Source organism: Mesorhizobium sp. B2-1-1 (assembly GCF_006442975.2).
GTDB lineage: Bacteria > Pseudomonadota > Alphaproteobacteria > Rhizobiales > Rhizobiaceae > Mesorhizobium.
The window spans coordinates 4,032,702-4,053,540 of the sequence record NZ_CP083954.1; the positions used below are offsets into that span (position 1 = coordinate 4,032,702).

At 62.3% G+C, this 20,839-nt stretch carries 21 protein-coding genes and 1 tRNA gene; 8 read left to right on the forward strand and 14 right to left on the reverse strand.

Going from position 1 to position 20,839, the window contains the following annotated elements; genetic code table 11:
- Position 1 precedes the first annotated feature (1 nt).
- Positions 2–2,251, reverse strand: coding sequence for a GumC family protein (locus FJ972_RS19885; RefSeq protein WP_140521811.1), 2,250 nt, complete (start codon positions 2,249–2,251; stop codon positions 2–4).
- A gap of 253 nt (positions 2,252–2,504) precedes the next feature.
- On the opposite strand from FJ972_RS19885, the gene FJ972_RS19890 reads away from it, so the two are divergent.
- The 4 genes from FJ972_RS19890 to FJ972_RS19905 all read left to right on the forward strand — a co-directional run bounded on the left by FJ972_RS19890 (position 2,505) and on the right by FJ972_RS19905 (position 7,108).
- The gene (locus tag FJ972_RS19890; RefSeq protein WP_140493982.1) at positions 2,505–3,068 is read left to right on the forward strand and encodes a polysaccharide biosynthesis/export family protein; all 564 of its coding nucleotides are present in this window, start codon (positions 2,505–2,507) and stop codon (positions 3,066–3,068) included.
- Between the two features lie 9 nt (positions 3,069–3,077).
- The gene (locus FJ972_RS19895; RefSeq protein WP_140521809.1) at positions 3,078–4,208 is read left to right on the forward strand and encodes a glycosyltransferase family 4 protein; all 1,131 of its coding nucleotides are present in this window, start codon (positions 3,078–3,080) and stop codon (positions 4,206–4,208) included.
- A gap of 93 nt (positions 4,209–4,301) precedes the next feature.
- Positions 4,302–5,837, forward strand: coding sequence for an undecaprenyl-phosphate glucose phosphotransferase (locus tag FJ972_RS19900; protein WP_140493986.1), 1,536 nt, complete (start codon positions 4,302–4,304; stop codon positions 5,835–5,837).
- A complete protein-coding gene (locus FJ972_RS19905) occupies positions 5,834–7,108 on the forward strand; it encodes an O-antigen ligase family protein (protein ID WP_140521807.1) in 1,275 nt (424 codons plus the stop codon). Before FJ972_RS19900 ends, FJ972_RS19905 begins: the two co-directional genes overlap by 4 nt.
- Before the next feature lie 80 nt (positions 7,109–7,188).
- Here the strand turns inward: FJ972_RS19905 and FJ972_RS19910 are convergent, their stop codons facing one another.
- The 3 genes from FJ972_RS19910 to FJ972_RS19920 all read right to left on the reverse strand — a co-directional run bounded on the left by FJ972_RS19910 (position 7,189) and on the right by FJ972_RS19920 (position 9,839).
- Positions 7,189–7,698 (reverse strand): ferritin-like domain-containing protein, encoded by a 510-nt coding sequence (locus FJ972_RS19910; protein WP_140493990.1) that lies wholly within the window; start codon positions 7,696–7,698, stop codon positions 7,189–7,191.
- A 117-nt stretch (positions 7,699–7,815) separates the two neighbouring features.
- Entirely contained in the window at positions 7,816–8,418 is a 603-nt protein-coding gene (locus FJ972_RS19915; protein WP_140521805.1) for a DUF4142 domain-containing protein, read from the reverse strand.
- Between the two features lie 23 nt (positions 8,419–8,441).
- Positions 8,442–9,839: a cytochrome B6 gene (locus FJ972_RS19920; RefSeq protein WP_140521803.1), complete on the reverse strand. Its 1,398-nt coding sequence runs from the start codon at positions 9,837–9,839 to the stop codon at positions 8,442–8,444.
- Positions 9,840–10,228: 389 nt separating this feature from the next.
- Between FJ972_RS19920 and FJ972_RS19925 the strand changes: the two genes are divergently transcribed.
- Positions 10,229–10,305, forward strand: a tRNA-Pro gene (locus tag FJ972_RS19925).
- 46 nt (positions 10,306–10,351) lie between these two features.
- On the opposite strand, the gene FJ972_RS19930 is transcribed toward FJ972_RS19925, so the two are convergent.
- Together FJ972_RS19930 and FJ972_RS19935 are read right to left on the reverse strand one after the other, a co-directional pair.
- Positions 10,352–10,813, reverse strand: a complete 462-nt coding sequence (locus FJ972_RS19930; protein WP_140521801.1) for a YbaK/EbsC family protein — start codon at positions 10,811–10,813, stop codon at positions 10,352–10,354.
- 138 nt (positions 10,814–10,951) lie between these two features.
- Positions 10,952–11,236 (reverse strand): helix-turn-helix domain-containing protein, encoded by a 285-nt coding sequence (locus tag FJ972_RS19935; protein WP_140521799.1) that lies wholly within the window; start codon positions 11,234–11,236, stop codon positions 10,952–10,954.
- Positions 11,237–11,521: 285 nt separating this feature from the next.
- Between FJ972_RS19935 and FJ972_RS19940 the strand changes: the two genes are divergently transcribed.
- Both FJ972_RS19940 and FJ972_RS19945 read left to right on the forward strand, forming a co-directional pair.
- Positions 11,522–12,133: a hypothetical protein gene (locus FJ972_RS19940; protein ID WP_140521797.1), complete on the forward strand. Its 612-nt coding sequence runs from the start codon at positions 11,522–11,524 to the stop codon at positions 12,131–12,133.
- 220 nt (positions 12,134–12,353) lie between these two features.
- Positions 12,354–12,536, forward strand: a complete 183-nt coding sequence (locus FJ972_RS19945) for a hypothetical protein (RefSeq protein ID WP_140521795.1) — start codon at positions 12,354–12,356, stop codon at positions 12,534–12,536.
- A 282-nt stretch (positions 12,537–12,818) separates the two neighbouring features.
- On the opposite strand, the gene FJ972_RS19950 is transcribed toward FJ972_RS19945, so the two are convergent.
- The 7 genes from FJ972_RS19950 to FJ972_RS19980 all read right to left on the reverse strand — a co-directional run bounded on the left by FJ972_RS19950 (position 12,819) and on the right by FJ972_RS19980 (position 17,674).
- Entirely contained in the window at positions 12,819–13,121 is a 303-nt protein-coding gene (locus tag FJ972_RS19950; protein WP_140515713.1) for a hypothetical protein, read from the reverse strand.
- A gap of 100 nt (positions 13,122–13,221) precedes the next feature.
- The gene (locus tag FJ972_RS19955; RefSeq protein ID WP_140494005.1) at positions 13,222–13,761 is read right to left on the reverse strand and encodes a MerR family transcriptional regulator; all 540 of its coding nucleotides are present in this window, start codon (positions 13,759–13,761) and stop codon (positions 13,222–13,224) included.
- 224 nt (positions 13,762–13,985) lie between these two features.
- Positions 13,986–14,309: an integration host factor subunit alpha gene (locus FJ972_RS19960; RefSeq protein ID WP_140494007.1), complete on the reverse strand. Its 324-nt coding sequence runs from the start codon at positions 14,307–14,309 to the stop codon at positions 13,986–13,988.
- Positions 14,310–14,409: 100 nt separating this feature from the next.
- Complete coding sequence (locus FJ972_RS19965) at positions 14,410–15,381, reverse strand: beta-ketoacyl-ACP synthase III (protein WP_140521793.1); 972 nt, start codon at positions 15,379–15,381, stop codon at positions 14,410–14,412.
- A gap of 9 nt (positions 15,382–15,390) precedes the next feature.
- Complete coding sequence (gene plsX / locus FJ972_RS19970; protein WP_140494009.1) at positions 15,391–16,461, reverse strand: phosphate acyltransferase PlsX; 1,071 nt, start codon at positions 16,459–16,461, stop codon at positions 15,391–15,393.
- Positions 16,462–16,580: 119 nt separating this feature from the next.
- Positions 16,581–17,129: a YceD family protein gene (locus FJ972_RS19975; RefSeq protein ID WP_140515709.1), complete on the reverse strand. Its 549-nt coding sequence runs from the start codon at positions 17,127–17,129 to the stop codon at positions 16,581–16,583.
- On the reverse strand, positions 17,126–17,674 hold the full coding sequence (locus FJ972_RS19980) for a ubiquinol-cytochrome C chaperone family protein (RefSeq protein WP_140494013.1): 549 nt from the start codon (positions 17,672–17,674) through the stop codon (positions 17,126–17,128). The genes FJ972_RS19975 and FJ972_RS19980 overlap by 4 nt, the downstream gene beginning before the upstream one ends.
- A 114-nt stretch (positions 17,675–17,788) precedes the next feature.
- Here FJ972_RS19980 and FJ972_RS19985 point away from each other — a divergent pair, with 114 nt between their 5' ends.
- Positions 17,789–18,304: an outer membrane protein assembly factor BamE gene (locus tag FJ972_RS19985; protein ID WP_140494015.1), complete on the forward strand. Its 516-nt coding sequence runs from the start codon at positions 17,789–17,791 to the stop codon at positions 18,302–18,304.
- Between the two features lie 243 nt (positions 18,305–18,547).
- Here FJ972_RS19985 and FJ972_RS19990 read toward each other — a convergent pair whose 3' ends face one another.
- Positions 18,548–20,689: a sodium-translocating pyrophosphatase gene (locus tag FJ972_RS19990; protein WP_140521791.1), complete on the reverse strand. Its 2,142-nt coding sequence runs from the start codon at positions 20,687–20,689 to the stop codon at positions 18,548–18,550.
- Positions 20,690–20,839: the final 150 nt, after the last annotated feature.

Sequence of the window (20,839 nt, forward strand, 5' to 3'; positions counted from 1 at the left end):
CTCAAGCCGCCGAGCGCCTTCCCGGCACCGGGGTGCCCGGCGGTTCGTGGCCGAGCGGGGTCACCAGCGTCAACTCCGGATAGCCATTCTCGATAAGCTTGACGGCGGCCTGCGTCACCTCATCATCCGGCTCCAGCATGGAGAGGAACACCTCGGTCGCATCGCCACCCAGACGGCTGATGCCTTGGGCGTCGGCGGGACCGCATTCGACCACCACCAGGTCATAGGCGGTGGTCAGCGATTGCATGATGATCGGCAGCCGGTCGGCGGCGCGCATGGCGCGAACCGGATCGGCGGTGCCGACAGGAATGACATGGCAGTCGGAATAGAGGTCGGGGTGGATGACTTCGCTGAACTGCGCCTGCGACGCGAGCAGATTGGTGATGCCCGGGAACAGTCCGCTGTCGAGCATCGGTCGCGAGGCGGCGCCGGAAGCCGTGAGGTCGAGCAGCAGCACGCGCAGGCCGGCGTCGGAGACCTCACGCGCTACCAGGATCGCGGACGCGGCCGCCTCGTCACCTTCGGGCGACACGAAGATGGCGCGCGCGGCGCCGCTTGCGATCAGCTTTTCCGCCGCTTTTTCAACGTCGATCTCGCCCAGCACCGAACGCGGCCTGGTTTTGGCGACCGGGACGGCCTCGGCAACAGGGACGGTTTCGGCGACCGGTGCGCCGGCGGCGGGTTCGACCTCTATGACAGATTCCGCCGGCGAGGGCAGATCCGGTTCCACCATCATCTCCGGTTTCACCGCTTTCTCAGCGTGGTGCTCAGGCCCGGACTCTGGAATGATCGTCGTTTCCCTGGCCGCGACCGGCATCGCCACCTCGTCGATCGGCTCGAAGCGAGCGCCGCTGGCCGGGCGCATGGCGCGGCCGGAAAAGAGTTCGCGCAGCAGCGTGAACACCGACATGAGCAAAAGCGAGGCGGCAAAAGCAGCACCGACGATCGGCCCGATCTTGGGGAAGTAGGCCTCGGAAGGCACTACGGCCTTCGAGATGACACGCGCGTCGACCGGCACGTAATTGCGATCCTGGCGCGAAGCCGCCTCGCGGTAGTTGGTCAGGTAAAGTTCGAGCTGCTGGCGCTTGGCGGCAGCGTCACGCTGCAGCGCATCGAGACCGACCTGCTGTTCGCCTGCCTCCGCGGAAGCCGCCTTCAGCGTGTTGACGTCGGCGACGAGCTGGCTCTCGCGTGACTTGGCGGCATCGGCCTGCATAGCCAGCCCCTTCATCACCTTTTGAGCTTCACTGCGGATCTGCGCGTCGAGATCGGCCAGCTGTGATTTTGCCGCGCGAATGCGCGGATGATTGTCGAGCAGCGTCGTCGACAGGTCGGCGATGTTAGCGCGCAGTTCGACCTGCCGTTCGCGCAAGCGCTGGATCAGATCGGATGACAGCACCTCGGGCAGCGAATCCAGCGAGCCGCCATTCTGCAGCGCCTTGCGCACGCTGTCGGCGGTGCCCTCGGCGGCGGCGCGGTTGGCCCGCACCCGCGACAATTCGGTCGACAGTTCGGCCAGTTGTTGGGTGGCGAGCACAGAATTGTTGCCGCCCACCAGAAGGTCCGACTGGGCGCGATAGGCGGCGACCTTGGCCTCGGCATCCCTGACCTGCTTCTGCAGATCGGCGATCTCGGGAGCCAGGAAGTCCGCCGCGGCGGTGTTGGATTCGAGCTTGGCCGCGCCCTGCCCGGCAATGTAGGCGGCGGCAATGGCATCGGGGATAGCAGCCGCGAGCTTGGGATCTTCCGAGGAGAACTCGATGGCGATGATGCGCGTCTTTTCGACGCCATAGACGTTGAGCTTCTCGCGCATCTTCTTCAGGACGCGTTCGTCGACCGGAATATCCATGGGATCGTTCTTCAACCCCACCAGGATCAGCAGGCGGTTGAGAGGCGACATATCGACAGTTTCGTCGAATTCGTGCAATCGCGACAGATCAAGCTTCTGCGCTACCTGCTTGAGGATTTCGTTGGACGAAATGATCTGGACCTGGGTGGCGACGCCTTGCTCATCGAGGATAGGCTTGTCGCTGTCATTGCTGCCGGCCGGGCGCGTGTAGACGGATTCACGCGTATCGATCTGAACCTGCGTCTGGGCCTTGTAGTGCTTGGTTGCCAGCGAAGCGAGCGCAAACGCCAACCCGGTAACCACCAGGGAGACGACCAATATTCGCAGCCAGTTCCTCGCCAGGCTGGCGAAGAGCTGCCTGAGATCGACGTCAACGTCTGCGGCCGTGGACTGAACGGACATGCATCCTACTCCGATACGGATCGCATGCACCGTAAACAACTATGGTAACTCAGCCGTTAAGATCACAGGAAGCTTCCGTCAGGACTTACTGGCAGGCGCCAAGCAAAACCGTCAAAGTTATAAAACTCCTGCCGATCGATGCCGTATCGATCGCGCCCTTTACCGGCCATTAACCCTAACAGGACGATAACGGACGCGCTCTCAGATGTTTGCTGCGACGCCGCAGCGGCCAGTCGAAGGTATGTGTCCTGTCATGAAAAGCACTGCTTCCCTCTTTCGCGCGCTGCTTGCCGTGTCGATGCTTGCTGGCTGCTCCAGCTACCGGCCGACGCCGGCCGCCTTCCACGAGGTGCTCGATCAACCCTATCGCCTGGGCGCCGGTGACCGCGTCCGCGTCACCGTGTTCGAGCAGGACGGGCTGACCAACACCTATAGTGTCGACCAGTCCGGATATCTCTCCTTCCCGCTGGTCGGTGCCGTGCCGGCGCGCGGCCACACCGCCCAGCAGATGGAAAAGGAAATCGCCGACAAACTGCGCCAAGGCTATCTGCGCGATCCCGATGTTTCCGTCGAGATCGACCGCTACAGGCCTATCTTCGTCATGGGCGAAGTGGGCGCCGCCGGCCAGTATTCCTATGTGCCCGGCCTCACCGTTCAGAAAGCCGTCGCCATTGCCGGCGGCTTCACGCCGCGCGCCAACCAGGAAAGCGTCGACATCACCCGAGATATCAACGGCAAGGTGATGACCGGCCGGGTTGTCACGTCAGACCCGCTGCTGCCCGGAGATACTGTCTATGTGCGTGAACGTCTGTTCTGACGAACACACGTGGCGGACAAACTCAGGATCGTCCATTGCTTTCGTTCACCTGTCGGCGGGATCTTTCGGCATGTGCGGGACCTCGCGGAAGCTCAGGTCGCCGCCGGCCATTCGGTCGGCATCGTGTGCGATTCGACCACAGGCGGGGAATACGAGGAGCGCCTGTTCGAGCGGATGAAGGCCATGCTGGCGCTCGGCATCCATCGCACGCCGATGCAGCGCCATGTCGGACTGGGGGATCTCGCCTCGGCCTGGCGCACCTACGGAATCATCAAGGAATTGCGGCCGGACGTGCTGCACGGGCACGGCGCCAAGGGTGGCGCCTATGCCCGTCTGTTCGGCTCATTGTTGCGGGTATCAAGGTCTCGCGTAGCCCGCCTTTATTCGCCGCATGGCGGTTCTCTCCACTATGACGAGAGCACGTTCACGGGAAAGCTGTTCTTCGCGCTCGAGCGATCCATGGCTCACTTCACCGACTGTCTGCTGTTCGTCTCGGACTATGAGCGACGCACCTATCGCAGGAAGATCGGCGAGGCGCCCATTCCGAACGCGCTGGTCTACAATGGCCTGCGCGCGGCCGAGTTCGATCCTGTTCCGGAGAAGCCCGGAATGGTGGACCTGCTCTACATCGGCATGATGCGTGACCTCAAGGGACCCGACATCTTCATCGACGCGCTGGCCCTTGCCGGGACACGGCTCGGACGCCCGCTGGGCGCCGTCATGGTGGGCGACGGCGACAACCTGCCTCGCTATCGCGCGCAAGTGAAGCGGCTCGGGCTCGACGGCAACGTGCGTTTCCTGCCGCCGATGCCTGCCAGGGATGCCTTTGCGCTGGCCGCGCTGGTCGTCGTTCCCTCGCGCGCCGAAGCATTGCCCTATGTCGTGCTGGAGACGCTGGCTGCGGGAAAACCGATGATCGCCACGGCCGTTGGCGGCATACCGGAGATCTTCGGTGCCGATTCCCCTGCCCTGATCAGGCCTGATCCGCTGCAGCTTTCCGACAAGATGGCCGAAGCGCTGGCCGATCCCGCCGCCTATCGAAAACTGATGCCCGATCGCGCCGATCTGGAGGCACGCTTCGGAGCCGATGTCATGGCCGCCGAGATCGAGAAAGCGTATTTCGCGGCGCTGGCCAAATAAACCACAAGCCCAAGCCCTTCCAAAGCCACGCGTTGTTTCAAGGGTTTCTTAGCTCTCTTTTGCTATTGCCTGGGGGAAGCTTGCGGAAATCCCATGAACGAGATCGATCCCGTGCACCGCTTTTCGGCAGAGGCTGTGCGCAAACTCGACACCCCGACCGATGGCGGCATGCCGGGCGGCATGAATGATGTCGCCCGTCAGGTCGCCTCGCAATACCGGCGCGATACGATGTCGCCGATCATGGTGAGCGGCGTCCTGCGGATGGTCGAGTTCGCAGTGCTGTTCCTTTCCGGCCTCGGCGTCTATTTCTACTTTGTCGGCTTCTTCAACTATTTCGCCTGGCAATATCCGCTGACGATCGCCGCCGCGTCGTTCCTTGCAGTGGTGCTGCTCGACGTCACCGATTGCTACCAGATCGTCTCACTCATGCGGCCGATCGCCAATTTTGGCCGTTTGCTGCTGGTCTGGGCCGGCACGTTCGCCCTCATGGCGCTGACGGCATTCGTGATGAAGATATCTGAAAACTATTCACGATTGCTGTTCGGCACTTGGTTCGCCGTCGGTTTCATTCTCATCTTCGGCCTGCGGCTGGTGATGTCGAAGCTGATCCGGCGCTGGGCGCGCGACGGCCACATGGAGCGGCGCGCCGTCATCGTCGGCGGCGGCAAGGCAGCGGAGGTCCTGATCCGCTCGGTCGAGAGGCAGCCCTACAACGACATCCGCATTTGCGGCATTTTCGACGATCGCAGCGACAAACGCTCGCCGCCTATCGTCGCCGGCTATCCTAAGCTCGGCACAATCTCGGAGCTGATCGAATTCGCCCGCATCGCCCGCATCGACATGCTGATCGTGTCGCTGCCGCTGACCGCCGAATCGCGCGTGCTGCAATTGCTGAAGAAACTGTGGGTGCTGCCGGTCGACATCCGGCTGTCGGCGCATTCGAACGCGCTGCAGTTTCGTCCACGCGCCTATTCCTACATCGGCTCGGTGCCGATGCTCGACATCTTCGACAAGCCGATCAACGACTGGGATTCGGTGGCCAAGCGCGCCTTCGACATCGTTTTCAGCCTGATCGGCATCGTCGTGTTCTCACCGGTGATGCTGGCGACCGCTATCGCCATCAAGCTCGACAGCAAGGGACCGGTGCTGTTTCGCCAGAAGCGGCATGGTTTCAACAATGAGGTGATCGAAGTCTACAAATTCCGCTCGATGTATGCCGACCGGTCGGACCCGACCGCCAGACAGACGGTCACCAAGAACGACCCGCGCGTCACCCGCGTCGGCCGCTTCATCCGCAAGACCTCGATCGACGAGCTGCCGCAGTTCTTCAATTCGCTCTTGGGTTCGCTGTCGCTGGTCGGCCCGCGGCCGCACGCGATTGCCGCGCAGTCGCACAACCTGCTCTACAACGAAGTGGTCGACGGCTATTTCGCGCGCCACAAGGTCAAGCCCGGCGTCACCGGCTGGGCGCAGATCAATGGCTGGCGCGGCGAGATGGACACCAACGAGAAGATCCGCATGCGGACGGAATACGACCTCTATTATATCGAGAACTGGTCGATGCTGTTCGACCTGCGGATCCTGTTCCTGACGCCGATCCGGCTGCTCAACACGGAAAACGCCTATTGAGCGCGGTCACCCATGACCTGCCGCGCGCGGCGGTCAATGCCAAGCTGATCGCACTGATTTCCTCGGGCGCGGTCGGGCTCGGCATCCTGCTTTCCGGCTTCGTTATCAGCGAGCCGGCTCCTTACGAAATCTACATGGCCGGCCTGATCGCCATCTGGGCGCTTTTCGGTTTGAGGATTTCGCGCGCGGCCGCGCCGCTGCTGGTGCTTCTGGTGACGATGAATATTGGCGGCATGATCGCCATGACGCAGATGTCAGACCTCGCCAACACGCCGCTCTACCTTGCAGTGTCGCTGTTTCTCGCCTTCAGCGCGGTCTTCTTCGCATCGGTCACCGCCACGCAGCCGAGCCTCTACCGGCTGATCTTCATTGCCTATGTCGTATCCGCGGTGATGACTTCGCTGCTCGGCATAGCAGGCTATTTCCATGCCTTCCCGGGCGCGGAGATGTTCACCAAATACGACCGCGCCGCAGGCGCCTTCCAGGACCCGAACGTGTTCGGGCCGTTCCTGGTTCTGCCCGGCATCTATCTGCTCTATCTGCTGCTGACCGGGCCGGTCTCGCGCATGCCGCTGCTGGCGGTGCCGCTGCTCATCATCACATCAGGCATCTTCTTCTCCTTCTCGCGCGGCGCCTGGGGCATGTTTGCCGTCTCTGCCGTTCTGCTTACCGGCTGCCTGTTCCTGCAGAGCAACAGCGGCATGTTCCGGCTGCGCGTGGTGGTGATGACCATCGCGGCATTGTCGCTGCTGACGATCGCCATGATCGTCATCCTGCAGCTGCCGGGCGTGGCGGAAATGTTCTCCAACCGTGCCCATCTCGAACAGAGCTACGACACCGCCCGCCTCGGCCGCTTCGCCCGCTATGCAATCGGCTTCCAAATGGCGATGGAGCACCCGTTCGGCATCGGGCCTCTGGTGTTCGGCACCATCTTCGGCGAGGACACCCACGACATCTGGCTGAAGATGCTGATGGATTATGGCTGGCTCGGCTTCGTATCGTTCCTGACGCTTGTCCTCTGGACGATATGTGCCGGATTCCGCATCCTGCTGCGCGACCGGCCATGGCAGCCCTATCTCCTGTGCGCCTATGTCGCCTTCATCGGCAATGTCGGGCTCGGCACCTTCATCGACATCGACCATTGGCGCCACGTCTATCTGCTGCTCGGATTGGTCTGGGGCGCGATCGCGCTGGAACACCGTCATCAGCGGCAATTACGGCTGGCGATGCCGAAAGCTTCACGTGACCGCGGAGCGCTATCGGCTCGATAGTCGCCGCCGCCGACAGGCAGCGCGCGCTGCCGCTGTCGCACGATCATGGCCGGCGAAATTCGACGCGATGACAGGCCCGATTATCGTTTTGCGGCATCGCTGTCGGCCGCGGCGCGAGACAGGAACATCTGCGTCGTCTCGGCGAGATGGCTCTTGAGCCAATCCGCCATCGCCTCCTCTTCGCGCAGATTCTGCTCAGACACACGCGCCACCTCGGCCTCCCCTTCGGCGTTGGCCGCGGCGATGAGCATCGTGTAGGAGGCAATCTCCATATGCTCGAAAGTATAGCTGGCGAGCGAGCCCTTCATCACCTCGTCGCCGGCAAACACGCCGCTGATCGACTGGGCCATGGCGGTGAGCTTGCCGCCTGCGTCTTTCATCGCGGAGGATCCCTCTCCGATCCGGTCAAGACAGCTTTTGAGGCGCGAGGCCTGCTGCCGCGTCTCGTCGAGATGCTGACGGATGCGGTCGCCGAGTTCCGGATAGCTTTCGAGGCGTGACAGTTGCCCGGAGAGCATCGTCTCGGCCTGCTCCTCCATGGCGTGAGCGTCTCTCAGCCACTGTATCAACCAGTCGCGCGATTGTGTCATGAAGCTCTCCCTTTGGGTTGCTCGCCCAAACCGCGAGCGGAGAGGATGGCTCCGCCCGGGCTATGGCAGGCTCGGCCAGAGGGCTGTCGACGCGCGGATTGGCCGCCGACGCGACGGTCACTTCTTGCTCTGGCCCGAGGCATCGGCCAATGCCGGGTTCACCAGCTTGCTGCGGATATCCCGCGCCATTCGCAGATGCTCAAGTACGGCCGGCAGGATATCCGAGGCGAAATGCTGGACATCCGGATCCTGGCCGGAGCCGATCTCCCATTCAAGGAGTTGCACAGTCTTCTGATGCTCGACAATCTGGCCGCTGATGTAAGCCAGATCGAATTCGACGCCTGTAAGCTTTTCCAGCCTGGTACGCATCTCCTCGTGCTCGGCATCCAGCCCAGGCGGAAGCGGCATCTTGGCCGCTTCGGCGAGCGACTTCAGCCTGTCGTTCGCCCTCTGGTGGTCGTCAACCATCCTGCGGGCAAAGTCTTTCACCGCGGCATTTTCGGATTTTCCGGCAAGCTCGCCGAAGCGGACCTCGGCCAGACCGCCAGCAGCGGTAAGCTGCGCGAACAGCCGGTCCTGATAGTTGGTTTGGTGAGGCATTGGCTTGCCGGGAGATTCCTTCATCGTGTCCGGCGCCATGCCAGCCGGATTGCCGAACTGGGCGAAGGCGGTGGCGGCAGGCAGAAGCGCAAGCCCCACGACAGTTGCGAGTAGACGCATGCGAACCTCCTCGGGAAGCTTTCTCAGAGCACGAGCAGATAGGCGACCAGCGCGTCCTTTTCCGATTGGTCGAGTTTGGTGCCCAGCACCAGATTGAAGAACTCGACCGTGTCGGCGAGCGTCATCAGGCGGCCGTCATGCAAATAGGGCGGCGTGTCCTTGATGCCGCGCAGCGTGAACGTCTTGATCGGACCGTCGGGAAGCTCGACCATGTCGTTGACGGTCTGTCCTGGCTTGTAGAAACGATCGAGCTTCAGATCGTGCATGTTGTTGTCCATGAAGGACGTCTGGGGATTGTGGCATTGGGAGCAGCGGCCCTTGCCCATGAACACCGCTTCCCCTTTCAATTCCTCTGCTGACGCCAGTGCCGGATCGAGGCGGCCAAACGGATCGAGCTTAGGCGCCGGCGGGAAATCGATGATGTTTTGCATCTGTGCCATCATCGCCACCTGGTTCGGGCGGTCAGGCAGGTTGACGCCCTTGCGGGTGGCACTGACATGATCGCCATTGAAATACGCGGTGCGCTGCTCGAATTCGGTGAAATCCTCCACGGACCGCAATGAGCGCTTCGATCCATGTATCTGCTGGTTGAAGAGGCCGCGCAGACTGGTGGTGTCGAGACGGAAGCGCGCCGCCTGCGGCCTGATGTCGGGTGTCTGATGGAAGGCGGCGTTAGTGTTGAAATTGGAATGGCAATCAAGGCAGGCGACACCCATGCTCTGGCCAGCGACCTTGCGGTCCTCGGTCTGATTGAACTCTTCCTGCGGGAATGGCGTCAGCAGAAGCCGCAAACCTTCCATCTGTACTGGGGTGATGATGCCGTTCATGATCTCGTAGTAATTGCGGATGGTAAGCAGTTCGCCGCGCGAGACATCGCCGAGTTCAGGGTGGGTGGTCAGGAAAATCGGTGGCGGGAATTCGGGCGTCAGGTGATCGGGAAGATCGAAATCGACGTCGAAGCGGCGCAGATCACGGCCTTCCTGGCGGCCGATCTCGCGGATTTCCTTCTCGGGAAACACTTGGCCTCCGGCAGCCTGCTTGACATGAGGTAGCGGCAGGAAGCCAGCCGGCAGAAGACCCTGGTCACGAATATCGCCGGGGCTCATCGAGCTTAGCCTGTCCCAGGTCGAGCCACCCGCCAGCTTGACCCTGACGCCACCCTGGACCGGCTTCTTGCCGTTGGTCATCATCACGCCCGGTATCGGACGGTCAGCCAGATCATAACGTTGCTCCAAAAGCTTCTTCTGACGCTCCATCACGCCAGGCTTCTGCGCCTCGTCATCGGCTTTCACCGCGGAAAAGGGCTGGCTCGGCAATGGCCGATAGGTGATGTCAGGAGGCAGCGGATCCGAGAACGCACTGATGCTGGCCGCCGCGACGATGATCGCGCACGGAAGGCCGATATGGAGTTTGCCGGTCATTTCGTCCCTCCTAAGTTCCCCGGACGGTTGCCAAACCGGACCGGGGGCGGTTTGTTCCAAGGCGGGAGTTGGCGAAAGGGAATTTATTTCCGCCACCGGATTGAGCCATCGCCGGGCCCGTCATCTCTGAATGCAGGGCGACATCTTCCCCGCCTCGAACGGCGACGCCACGTTTGGAAAGCAATTCCCGGCCAAGAGAGCCCCGACAGGTGGAGGCATTTACCCTGAAGGAAGCCTTGCTCATGGCATGGTCCACGGAGCGACCCGCGAACGCCCGTGGGACTTCCGGTCAGGTTTGACGCGATTTATCGGCGATGGTTGGTTCTGCTTCCGGAGGCGGTTTTAGCGCTTGCGCGCCAAGCCTCGAATATATATGGCTTTGCGCGGTCCGGAGTGTAGCGCAGCCCGGTAGCGCACTTGACTGGGGGTCAAGGGGTCGTCGGTTCGAATCCGGCCACTCCGACCATTTTAAACAAGGACTTACCCCCAAAGTCCGTCTCATCTATCGCCATCTACCCCTGGCACACATCGACCCATTCGGCGCCGGTGAGATCAGCCATGCGTTGCGGTGCGATGCGCACCGCCGCGTTGGTGGCGCCGGCGGCGGGCACCACCTCTTCGAAACCGCGCAGCGACACGTCGCAATAGACCGGCAGCGGCGCCGGCAGGCCGAACGGGCAGACACCGCCGACCGGATGGCTGGTTGCCTCGATAACCTCAGCGGCCTCCAGCATGCGCGGCTTGCTGCCGAACCGATCCTTGAACTTGCGATTGTCCAGCCTGGCGGTGCCGCTGGTCACGACCAGCATGGTGCGTTCGCCGACGCGAAGGCAGATCGTCTTTGCGATCTGTGCCGGCAACACGCCGTGCGCCTGCGCAGCCAATGCTACGGTTGCCGAACTCGCGTCAGTCACGATCACGTCGATGTCAGGCGCCTTGCTGGCAAAGAAGGCACGAACGGATTCCAAGCTCATCGAAACCCCGCGGATCGAAATGACGAAGCAGCAAGCTAGGCCGGCGCGTCCATAAACACGTGCCGAAGCCTTCAGTCACGGCAAACAGAAAACCCGCCAAGGTCCCCGGCGGGTTTTCGAACATGCATGGCACTGGCGCTACAGCGCGGGGCGGTCTTGCGCGGCCCGCGCCTGCACGGCCGTGCCGAGCAGCGCCTCCTGAGGAAGCCGAAGCGCCGACGCAATACGGCGCAGTTGCGACGGATCGGCCGTCCTGCCGTTCTCGATATCCTCGATTTCGTCGACCGACAGACCGGTTGTCAGGGAAAGCTCCTCGACACTGTATCCCTTGGTTTCCCGAATCGTTCTGAGGGCGCTATGGCCTTGCCCGGCTTCGCTGGCAACCAGTTCCGGGAGGGGTTCGCGCTTTGCACTGTATGGCATTGGCAACTCCGTTGGCTGAAAGAGTTTGATGAAAATGGTGTTGCCTGAGACGGCGAGAACATGCCCGCTTGCGGGTGATTTGCCAAGTCACAAACTGGCCGTCACAGCATCGTGAACCATGCCTGGCGGACGCCGCTCGCAACCGCTCTCGATCAAGTTCTTTTGAACACCTGATCACCTCGTCCCTCGATGATTTTTACGACCCCGTTCGTTGGTTCAATTGCGCCGGCGCGAAACCCAAGACGTTGCCGGCGCGGCTGTCATTTTCCTGAAAGGATCGATGCGATGAAATTGCGGACAATCATGATCGTGCTCGGCACGCTTTCCAGCCTTGGCCTTGCTGCAACCAGCGCGCCGGCGGCAGACACGGTGCGGGTGCGCGGCGTCGTGGCCAGTTCCGACCAATCCCAGCTGACGGTGAAAAACCGCCAGGGTGGCATGGATAAGATCAAGCTCGCTGCCGGATGGAAGATATCGGGCGTCGCGGGCGCGTCGGTAAAGGACATCAAGCTCGGCGATTTCCTCGGCATAGCATCCCTGTCGAAGGCCGATGGCGGCAGCGGCGCGCTTGAGGTCGTGGTGTTTCCCGCAGCCTTGAAAGGCACGGGCGAAGGCGACCGCGCCTGGGACCTCAAGCCCAACAGCCGCATGACCAACGGCACCGTCGCCGACGTGACCGACGTGAATGGCCGCGCGGTGACGCTGACCTATGACAACGGCCAGACAAAGAAGATCTCAATCCCCGACAAGACGCCGGTCGTCACCTTCGCGCCGGCCACGCCGGGCGATCTCAAGCCCGGCGCGCCCGTCGTGGTCACCGCGACGCGCGGCGCCGACGGCACGCTGAGTGCCAACCGCGTCGTGGTCGGCAACAATGGCGTGGTCCCGCCCATGTAAGCCGGTTGCGTCTGCGGCCCCGTATCGAAATTTCTCCCGCTCATCGGCGCTGTGGGCTCAGCCTGTCGGCGGAGCCCACAGCCTGCGCCGCCAGACACATTCCAGAAACAAAATTCTATATTCGGGAAATACTGACGAAAAAAATCGGGAGCGTAATCCCGCTCGCGGCGAACAGGCTGTTGGCCTGATTCAGATTGCCTGCGAAAAAAGGAAGATATCCATGAAGAAGTCCCTCCTCTCGGCCCTCGGGCTTGCAGTTGCACTTGCATTCACCATGCCAATCCTCGGCGCGACCAGCGCTGATGCCGCGCCGATGCACAAGCATCATCGTCATCATCGCAAGCACCATCGCAGCCACCACTACCATCATCACCACCACAAGGTTATGGGCAAGAAGGCCTGAGCTTAACCGACTGCCAATGAGAAGACCGGCTTTGGCTTCTTGTTCGAAGCCGGTCTTCTCCTGGTTTCCTCCGGATACGCGCCGTATCAGCGCGATCTCGCAGCGCTACAACGAGCGCCTGCTCTGACGAAAAAACCCCTGTTCGTGCTGCAGACCGACAAGCTGGGGCTATGGCCCTTTTTTCGTGGCACCCACAGGTGCCGCTGTCCTAAACCGGGTGCACTTTCGGGCAACATGAATCGCCCGCGCACCGATCCAGCGGAACCGAGGAATAAATAAAGGTCAGCGCCGGCTGAACAGCAGACTGGCGACCAGACCAAGCACCACAAAGCCGATCGCCGCGGCCGTCGCCGGATGCTCGCGGGCGGATTTCTCGATCGCCCTGCCCCGCTCGCGGATCGCCGGCAACGCATCGTGCAGACGTTCCGCAAGGTCGGAATACGTGTCAAGCGCCGCGTCGCGACCGTCTTCGTAATAGGCGCCGCCCCGCCTGGACGCAGCCTTCTTCAGGGCCGCCAATTCCCTGGAGAGTGCAGCGACCCGCCTGTCGAGATCGACGTCCGAGAGGGTCGAGAATAATGCCATGATGCGTTTCCTTGTCTGCTCAAGCCTTGTCTTGCTCAAGAAAACGTAACGCATCACCCAAAGGCGGGTTCCCGTTCTTCAGGCGCCGGCCGGTTGCCCGTCAGCGCACTTGGTCGAGGAGGCGCTTGCATTCGAGGAGGTCGAACAACGCTTCCTGCAACAGCGCGCGATTGTCCCGCGACAGTTTCGAAGCGTCCGGCTGGACCGGGCCTTCCTCGTCGCTCTTGCCAAGACCGAAGAAACGGCGGCTGGGCTTGACCCTCGGCTGGCCAACCAGTTCGTCATCTCCGCCGCGCGGCTGCGCTGCCGCCGTCAACGGCACCTGGTCGGCCTGCTTTCGTTGCGAGATCGCCTCGACGGCGGCCATATCGCCATTGCCGATGGCAACCAGGAAATGGTTGCCATTTTCGCGCAACAGCTTCTGCACGCCCTTGATGGTGTAGCCCTGGTCGTAGAGCATATGGCGAATGCCCTTGATCAGTTCGACATCCTGCGGCCGGTAGTAGCGGCGGCCGCCGCCGCGTTTCATCGGCTTGATCTGGTTGAAACGCGTTTCCCAGAAGCGCAGCACGTGCTGCGGCAGATCGAGGTCTTCGGCGACCTCGCTGATGGTGCGAAAGGCGTCAGGGCTCTTGTCCATGGGCGAAATCCTCACACTGGAGCATGATCCCGGGACATGGGAACCGGCGTTCGAACGAGATTCCCTCGACAGGAGGGGAGCTCATTCCGGCTGCGCGTAACGATCACGCGGAACACCAATCCGGCCATGTTGCCGAATCGGGTCTCATTTCAGCGGTTTGTGAGGCAATATTCAAGCCCGGCATCATCGCAAGGCCTGTTTTCAACCGTGCATTTGCAGCGAGCCTACTTGCCGCCCTTTGCCTTGCCACTCTGGTGGGAGCGCAAGATGCGGTTCTTCAGCACGTTCGACGACTTGAAGGTCATCACCCGGCGCGGCAGGATCGGCACCTCTTCGCCGGTCTTGGGATTGCGCCCGATGCGCTCGTTCTTGGAGCGGACGTGGAACGTCGCGAAAGACGACAGTTTCACCGTCTCGCCACGGACGATCGCCTCGCAGATCTCGTCCAGCACCGCCTCGACGAGTTCGGCCGATTCAGTGCGCGACAAACCTACCTTGCGGTAAACGGCTTCGGCAAGGTCGGCGCGCGTAAGTGTCTTTCCCCCCATGCGACCGTCCCATCAGCTCAAACATAAAATCGATACAACAGCGGCAGAGCCTAAGTAATTGATCCGGCAAGGTCAAGGACCGAACCGGACCGTTCGGCACTTACCAGCGAAGCAGAACCGCGCCCCAGGTGAAGCCGCCGCCCATCGCTTCCAGAAGCACAAGGTCGCCCTTTTTGATGCGGCCATCGGCAACAGCCACGGAAAGCGCCAGCGGCACGGAAGCAGCCGAGGTGTTACCGTGCAGATTGACCGTCACCACCACCTTTTCCTCAGCTATCCCGAGCTTCCTGGCGGAAGCGTCAATGATCCGTTTATTGGCCTGATGCGGCACGAACCAGTCCAGGTCGTCGGCGGTGATGCCGGCCTGCGAAAACGTCGCCTCGATGACGTCGGTGATCATGCCCACCGCATGCTTGAAGACCTCGCGGCCTTCCATCCTGAGATAGCCGACCGTTCCCGTCGTCGAAGGCCCGCCGTCGACAAAGAGCTTGTCCTTGTGCGCGCCGTCGGAGCGCAGGCTCATCGCTAGCACACCGCGGTCGGCAATACTGCCGCCCCCTTCGCCGGCTTGAAGAACCAGGGCGCCGGCGCCATCGCCGAACAGTACGCAGGTCGAGCGATCGGTCCAGTCGAGGATGCGCGAGAAGGTCTCCGAGCCGATCACCAGCACGCGCTTGGCCAAGCCGCCGCGAATATAGAGGTCGGCCGTGGTTACCGCATAGACGAAGCCCGAGCATACCGCCTGCAGGTCGAAGGCAAAGCCGTGATGCATGCCGAGCCGGTTCTGGATTTCGACGGCCGTGGCCGGAAAAGTATTGTTGGGTGTCGAGGTCGCCAGCACGATCAGGTCGATGTCTCCGGGTGTCAGGCCGGCATCGGCGAGCGCTGCGCGCGCCGCCGCCTCACCCAGCGAAGCGGTGGTCTCGTCGTCGGCCGCGATATGGCGCTGGCGGATGCCGGTGCGCTGGGCGATCCACTCGTCCGAGGTTTCGACCATGCCTTCAAAGTCGGCATTCTTCATGATGCGGCGGGGCAGCGCGGCGCCCATGCCGCGCACGACTGATCTGATCAAAGTTCTTTCCTATTCCTTTGCGTCGCTGACGACGTCGGATTTCCTAGATGTCTGGGCATGCGGATTGCGCGCATGGAACAAGTCCAGGTCGGCCTCGATGCGGTCGAGCAGATTGTTGCGCACCATATCGTAGCCGAGTTCGATGGCGGCGGCGAAACCATCCGAATCGGCGCCGCCGTGGCTTTTCACCACAATGCCGTTCAGCCCCAGGAAAACGCCGCCATTGGAGCGGCCGACATCCATCTTTTCGCGCAGGCGATCGAACGCGCCCTTGGCGAAGATATAGCCGATCCTGGCCATCAGCGTACGGCTCATCGCCGCCCGCAGGTAGCCGCCAATCTGGCGCACCGTGCCTTCCGCCGTCTTCAGGGCGATGTTGCCGGCGAAGCCTTCGGTGACGACGACGTCGACCACGCCCTTGCCGATATCGTCGCCCTCGACGAAACCGTGATAGTTCATCGAGGCCATATTGGCTTCACGCAGCATGCGCCCAGCCTCCTTGACCTCTTCCTGGCCCTTGATCTCCTCGACGCCGACATTGAGCAGGCCGACACTGGGCCGCGAGACGCCGAAGACCGATCGGGCCATGCCGGTTCCAAGGATGGCAAAATCAATGAGCTGGTGCGCATCCGCGCCAATGGTGGCGCCGACGTCGAGGACCACGCTTTCGCCGCGCAGCGTCGGCCAAAGTGCCGCGATCGCCGGGCGGTCGATGGTGGCCATGGTGCGCAGGCAGAATTTCGACATCGCCATCAGCGCGCCGGTGTTGCCGGCCGAGACGCAGGCGTCCGCCGTACCCGACTTGACCGCCTCGACAGCCTTCCACATCGACGATTTCCAGCGGCCATGGCGCAGTGCCTGGCTCGGCTTGTCGTCCATCCTGACGGCCACCTCGCAGTGGAAGAATTCGCTCACACCGGCCAGCTTGGGAAATTTGGCCAGTTCGGGTCGTACGGCCTCCTCCCGCCCGTAGATGACGAAGCGGACGTCGGGACGGCGGGTCGCGACCGTCATGAGCGCCGGAATGACCACGGCTGGTCCGTGATCGCCGCCCATGGCATCGATGGAAATCCTGATCACGCGGTATTCATCTCACGGTTTTGCTTAGGCGGCGGATCGTTTTAGTGATCGCGAAGGTTCGGCGAAAATAGCGGTTTTGGACATTCGCACAACCGACTTTTCCGTCGCGGGTGAGGTTTTCAGGATTTTCCCAACAGCGACCGCAGTTTCTGCTGAAATTCATTCTCCACCGGTTCGGCCTCGCGGCCGGCATCAAGCGACGCACCCGGCTTGCGCGGATAAGGATCGATGGCCAGTCCGAAGAACTGCTCGGCGAGTGCCCCGACATCGATCGTGTCGCCTGAAAATGTTTCGGGACTGTCAGGTCCATCCGCGTCGAGCAGGATCTCGCCGCCGCCTTCGAATCCCTGTCGTCCAAGCTTGGAATCCTCGGGCAGGAACAGAGCCTCGAATGATTCGTCGATATGCGCCCCGACCGGATCGAGCGTGACGATACAGGCCTGGGTGATGTCGGCCTCGACCCGGCCGCTGACCTTCACGCCATTGCGTTTCCACGGCGTCACCAGGAATTCGGCACGGTAGGCTTCGACCGAGAGCAAGCTGTGCTCTTCGGCGAGTGTCGCGCGCTGGGTGGCGTCGGCCTCGATGACCACCGGCAAGCCCTTCTGCGGCAGGCGGGCGACGTTGGCAAAAAACGATACCGGACTTTGCGGATCGGCGTGCTTCATCGATCTGCCTCCTGGGCGAGCGGAAAGGTCACCGTGCCGGAGACGATCGCCCGGCACGGCTGCGTGGCCAGCCGGTTGCGGGCATCGGCGACATAGTCGGACAGTCGTGACGCTTCCGCCCAGGCCGCGGCGTCGGGCCGGACATTGCGTGCAAGGGCGGCGGTGAGCCCATCATGATCATTGCGCTCCAATGCGTCGTCATAGGCGGCGGTGCGGCCATAAAACATCTTCGCCAGCTTTTTCATGCGCTTGGGCACTCCGACATCGCCAATGCCGAGTTCCCGCAGCGAATGGTCGACGTCGAGAAAAAACTCGTCGATCAGCACCTGCGCGATCTCCTGCGCCACGCCGTCTTCCCCACGCAGCCGGTGCTGGACCAGGAACATGTGCAGCGACAGCATTTCGAAACGCCCAAGCGGCGTGTCCGGCACATTCCAGTGGGAATAAAATACGGTCTGCCGCGCGGCCGCCACGATTTGTGCGTAAAGCGCGTCGGTGATGGCGCGGTTGGCGTGGCGTTCGCGACCAAAAAGGCGCTGGAACATGGGGATGGTCTCCGGGGACCGTTTGTTGAATTGGCCTTGTTGCATCGGCAAGCAAGCTGGTTTACCGGTTTTGCGGCCCAGCGCAAGTTGCGGCGATATAATGGAGAATTGTTGTTGCGCGCGCTGAATTTCAAGTCGACCTTCTCTTCCAGGCCCGCTGGCGCGATCTCGCTGCTGGCCATCATTGCGGCGCTTTCGGCCTGCAACAGTTCCAAGATGATCGGTGATCTGAACCCCAGCGAAACGCTGACGCAGGGGTATGTCATCGATCAGCAGGCGATCGATTCGGTGCCGGTCGGCTCAAGCCGCGAGCAGGTGCTGCTCGCGCTCGGCACGCCCTCGACGACGGCGACCTTCGACAATGAAGCCTTTTACTACATCTCGCAGACTCGCAAGCGCTATGTCGCCTTCGACAAGCCCCGGCTGATCGATCAGCATGTGCTGGCGGTTTATTTCGGGGCCGATGGGCGGGTCACCCAGATCGCCAATTACGGCCTGAAGGACGGCAAGATCTTCGACTTCATCTCGCGCACCACGCCGACTGGCGGCAAGGACCAGAACTTCCTCAGCCAGATCATCAACGGCGCCAGCAAGCTGGCGCCCGGCATTCCCGGCGGCGGCACTCCCTGATCTCAGACCCGCCTCCCCTTGGGGATGGCAGCACCATCTCAGGCGACCAAAAACCCGTGGGAGCGATCCCACGGGTTTTTGTTATCATGGGGCGGGAGAGGCCGGCTCGTCGGCGATGGGCAGACAGCGACGGCAGGACGCGGACGCAGCCGTTGAAATTCGTTTTCCGCGTTCCAAAACCGCCGTCAAATAAAAACCCGCGAGGATTGCTCCCCGCGGGTTTTCATTGTCGAGCTTTGCCGCTCAGCCGTGCGCCAGCACCGCCAGCAGCAGGAGCGCCACGATATTGGTGATCTTGATCGCCGGGTTGACCGCCGGGCCGGCCGTGTCCTTGTAGGGATCGCCGACCGTATCGCCGGTCACCGAGGCCTTGTGCGCCTCGGAACCCTTCAGGTGCTTGATGCCGTCCTTGTCGGTGAATCCGTCCTCGAACGACTTCTTGGCGTTGTCCCAGGCGCCGCCGCCCGAAGTCATCGAGATGGCGACGAACAAGCCGTTGACGATGACGCCGAGCAGAGAGGCGCCGAGAGCCGCAAAGGCCGACGCTTTCGAGCCCGAGATCAGCAGCACGCCGAAATAGACGACGAGCGGCGCCAACACCGGCAGCAGCGACGGGATGATCATTTCCCGGATCGCCGCCTTGGTCAGAAGATCTACCGCGCGCGCATAGTTCGGCTTGGACGTGCCGGCCATGATGCCCGGGTCGTCACGGAACTGCTTGCGCACCTCCTCGACGATGGCGCCCGCCGCGCGGCCGACGGCCGTCATGGCGATGCCACCGAACAGATACGGGATCAAGCCGCCGAAGATCAGGCCGGCGACGACGTAGGGGTTGGAAAGATCGAAGGAGACCTCGCCCATGCCCTGGAAGTAGGGATATTTGTCGCCATTGGCGGCAAAGAATTTCAGGTCGTTCGAATAGGCCGCGAACAGCACCAGTGCGCCGAGGCCCGCCGAACCGATGGCATAGCCCTTGGTCACCGCCTTGGTGGTGTTGCCGACCGCGTCGAGCGCGTCGGTGGAGTGGCGCACTTCCTTGGGCAGGCCGGCCATTTCGGCGATGCCGCCGGCATTGTCGGTGACCGGGCCAAAGGCATCGAGCGCGACGATCATGCCGGCAAGGCCGAGCATGGTGGTGACGGCGATCGCCGTGCCGTAAAGGCCGGCGAGCTGATAGGTCGAGATGATGCCGCCGACGATGACGATGGCCGGCAGTGCCGTCGATTCCAGAGAGACCGCAAGGCCCTGGATGACGTTGGTGCCGTGCCCGGTCACCGACGCCTGGGCGATCGAGTTGACCGGACGCTTGTTGGTGCCGGTGTAGTACTCGGTGATCACGACGATGAGACCGGTCACCACGAGGCCGATCAGGCCGCAGATGAACAGGTTCTTGCCGGTGATGACCATGCCGGCGACAGTGCCGACCTCGCCCCAGCCAAGCGTGGCCGAGGTGGCGACGCCCAAGCCCACGATGGACAACAGGCCGGTGACGATCAGCCCCTTGTAGAGCGCGCCCATGATCGAACCGTTGGAGCCGAGCTTGACGAAGAAAGTACCGACGATCGAGGTCAGGATGCAGGCGCCGCAGATAGCGAGCGGATAGAGCATCGCGGCACTCAGAACCGCGGTGCCGCCAAAGAAGATGGCGCCCAGCACCATGGTGGCGACGACTGTCACCGCATAGGTCTCGAACAGGTCGGCCGCCATACCGGCGCAGTCGCCGACATTGTCGCCGACATTGTCGGCAATGGTGGCGGGGTTGCGCGGATCATCCTCGGGAATACCAGCTTCGACCTTGCCGACCAGATCGCCGCCGACATCGGCACCCTTGGTGAAGATGCCGCCGCCGAGACGGGCGAAGATCGAGATCAGCGAGGCGCCGAAGCCGAGCGAAACCAGCGAGTCGATGACGATACGGTCATTGGGCTGAAGCCCCATGAAATGGGTGAGGATCAGGTAGTAGATCGACACGCCAAGCAGGGCAAGGCCCGCAACAAGCATGCCGGTGATGGCGCCCGACTTGAATGCGATGTCGAGGCCGGCGGCAAGGCTGTTGGAAGCGGCCTGTGCCGTGCGAACATTGGCCCGCACCGAAACATGCATGCCGATGAAGCCGGCCGCGCCCGAAAGCACGGCCCCGATCAGGAAGCCGATCGCGGCGGTGATGGACAGCAGCCACCAGGCGAGCAGCAGCACGACCACGCCGACGATGGCGATGGTGGTGTACTGGCGCGCCAGATAGGCTTGCGCGCCCTCACGGATGGCGGCGGAGATTTCCTGCATGCGTGCATTGCCCTGGTCCGACGCGAGGACCGAACGTGTCGCCCAGATGGCGTAAAGGACAGAAAGCAGGCCGCAGGCGATGACGGCGGAAATTATGGTCATGCCGGGTTTTCCTCGATTGCTGGCCCAAAAGAACCCCTCCCTGGGCCGTTGAGACAAAGACGGAATCCCGTGCGCGGAATCCCCCTCTTCGCAGCGGTGTATGCGAAACAGGGCCGCGAACGTCAAGATATTGTTCGGTTTTTGCCCGGC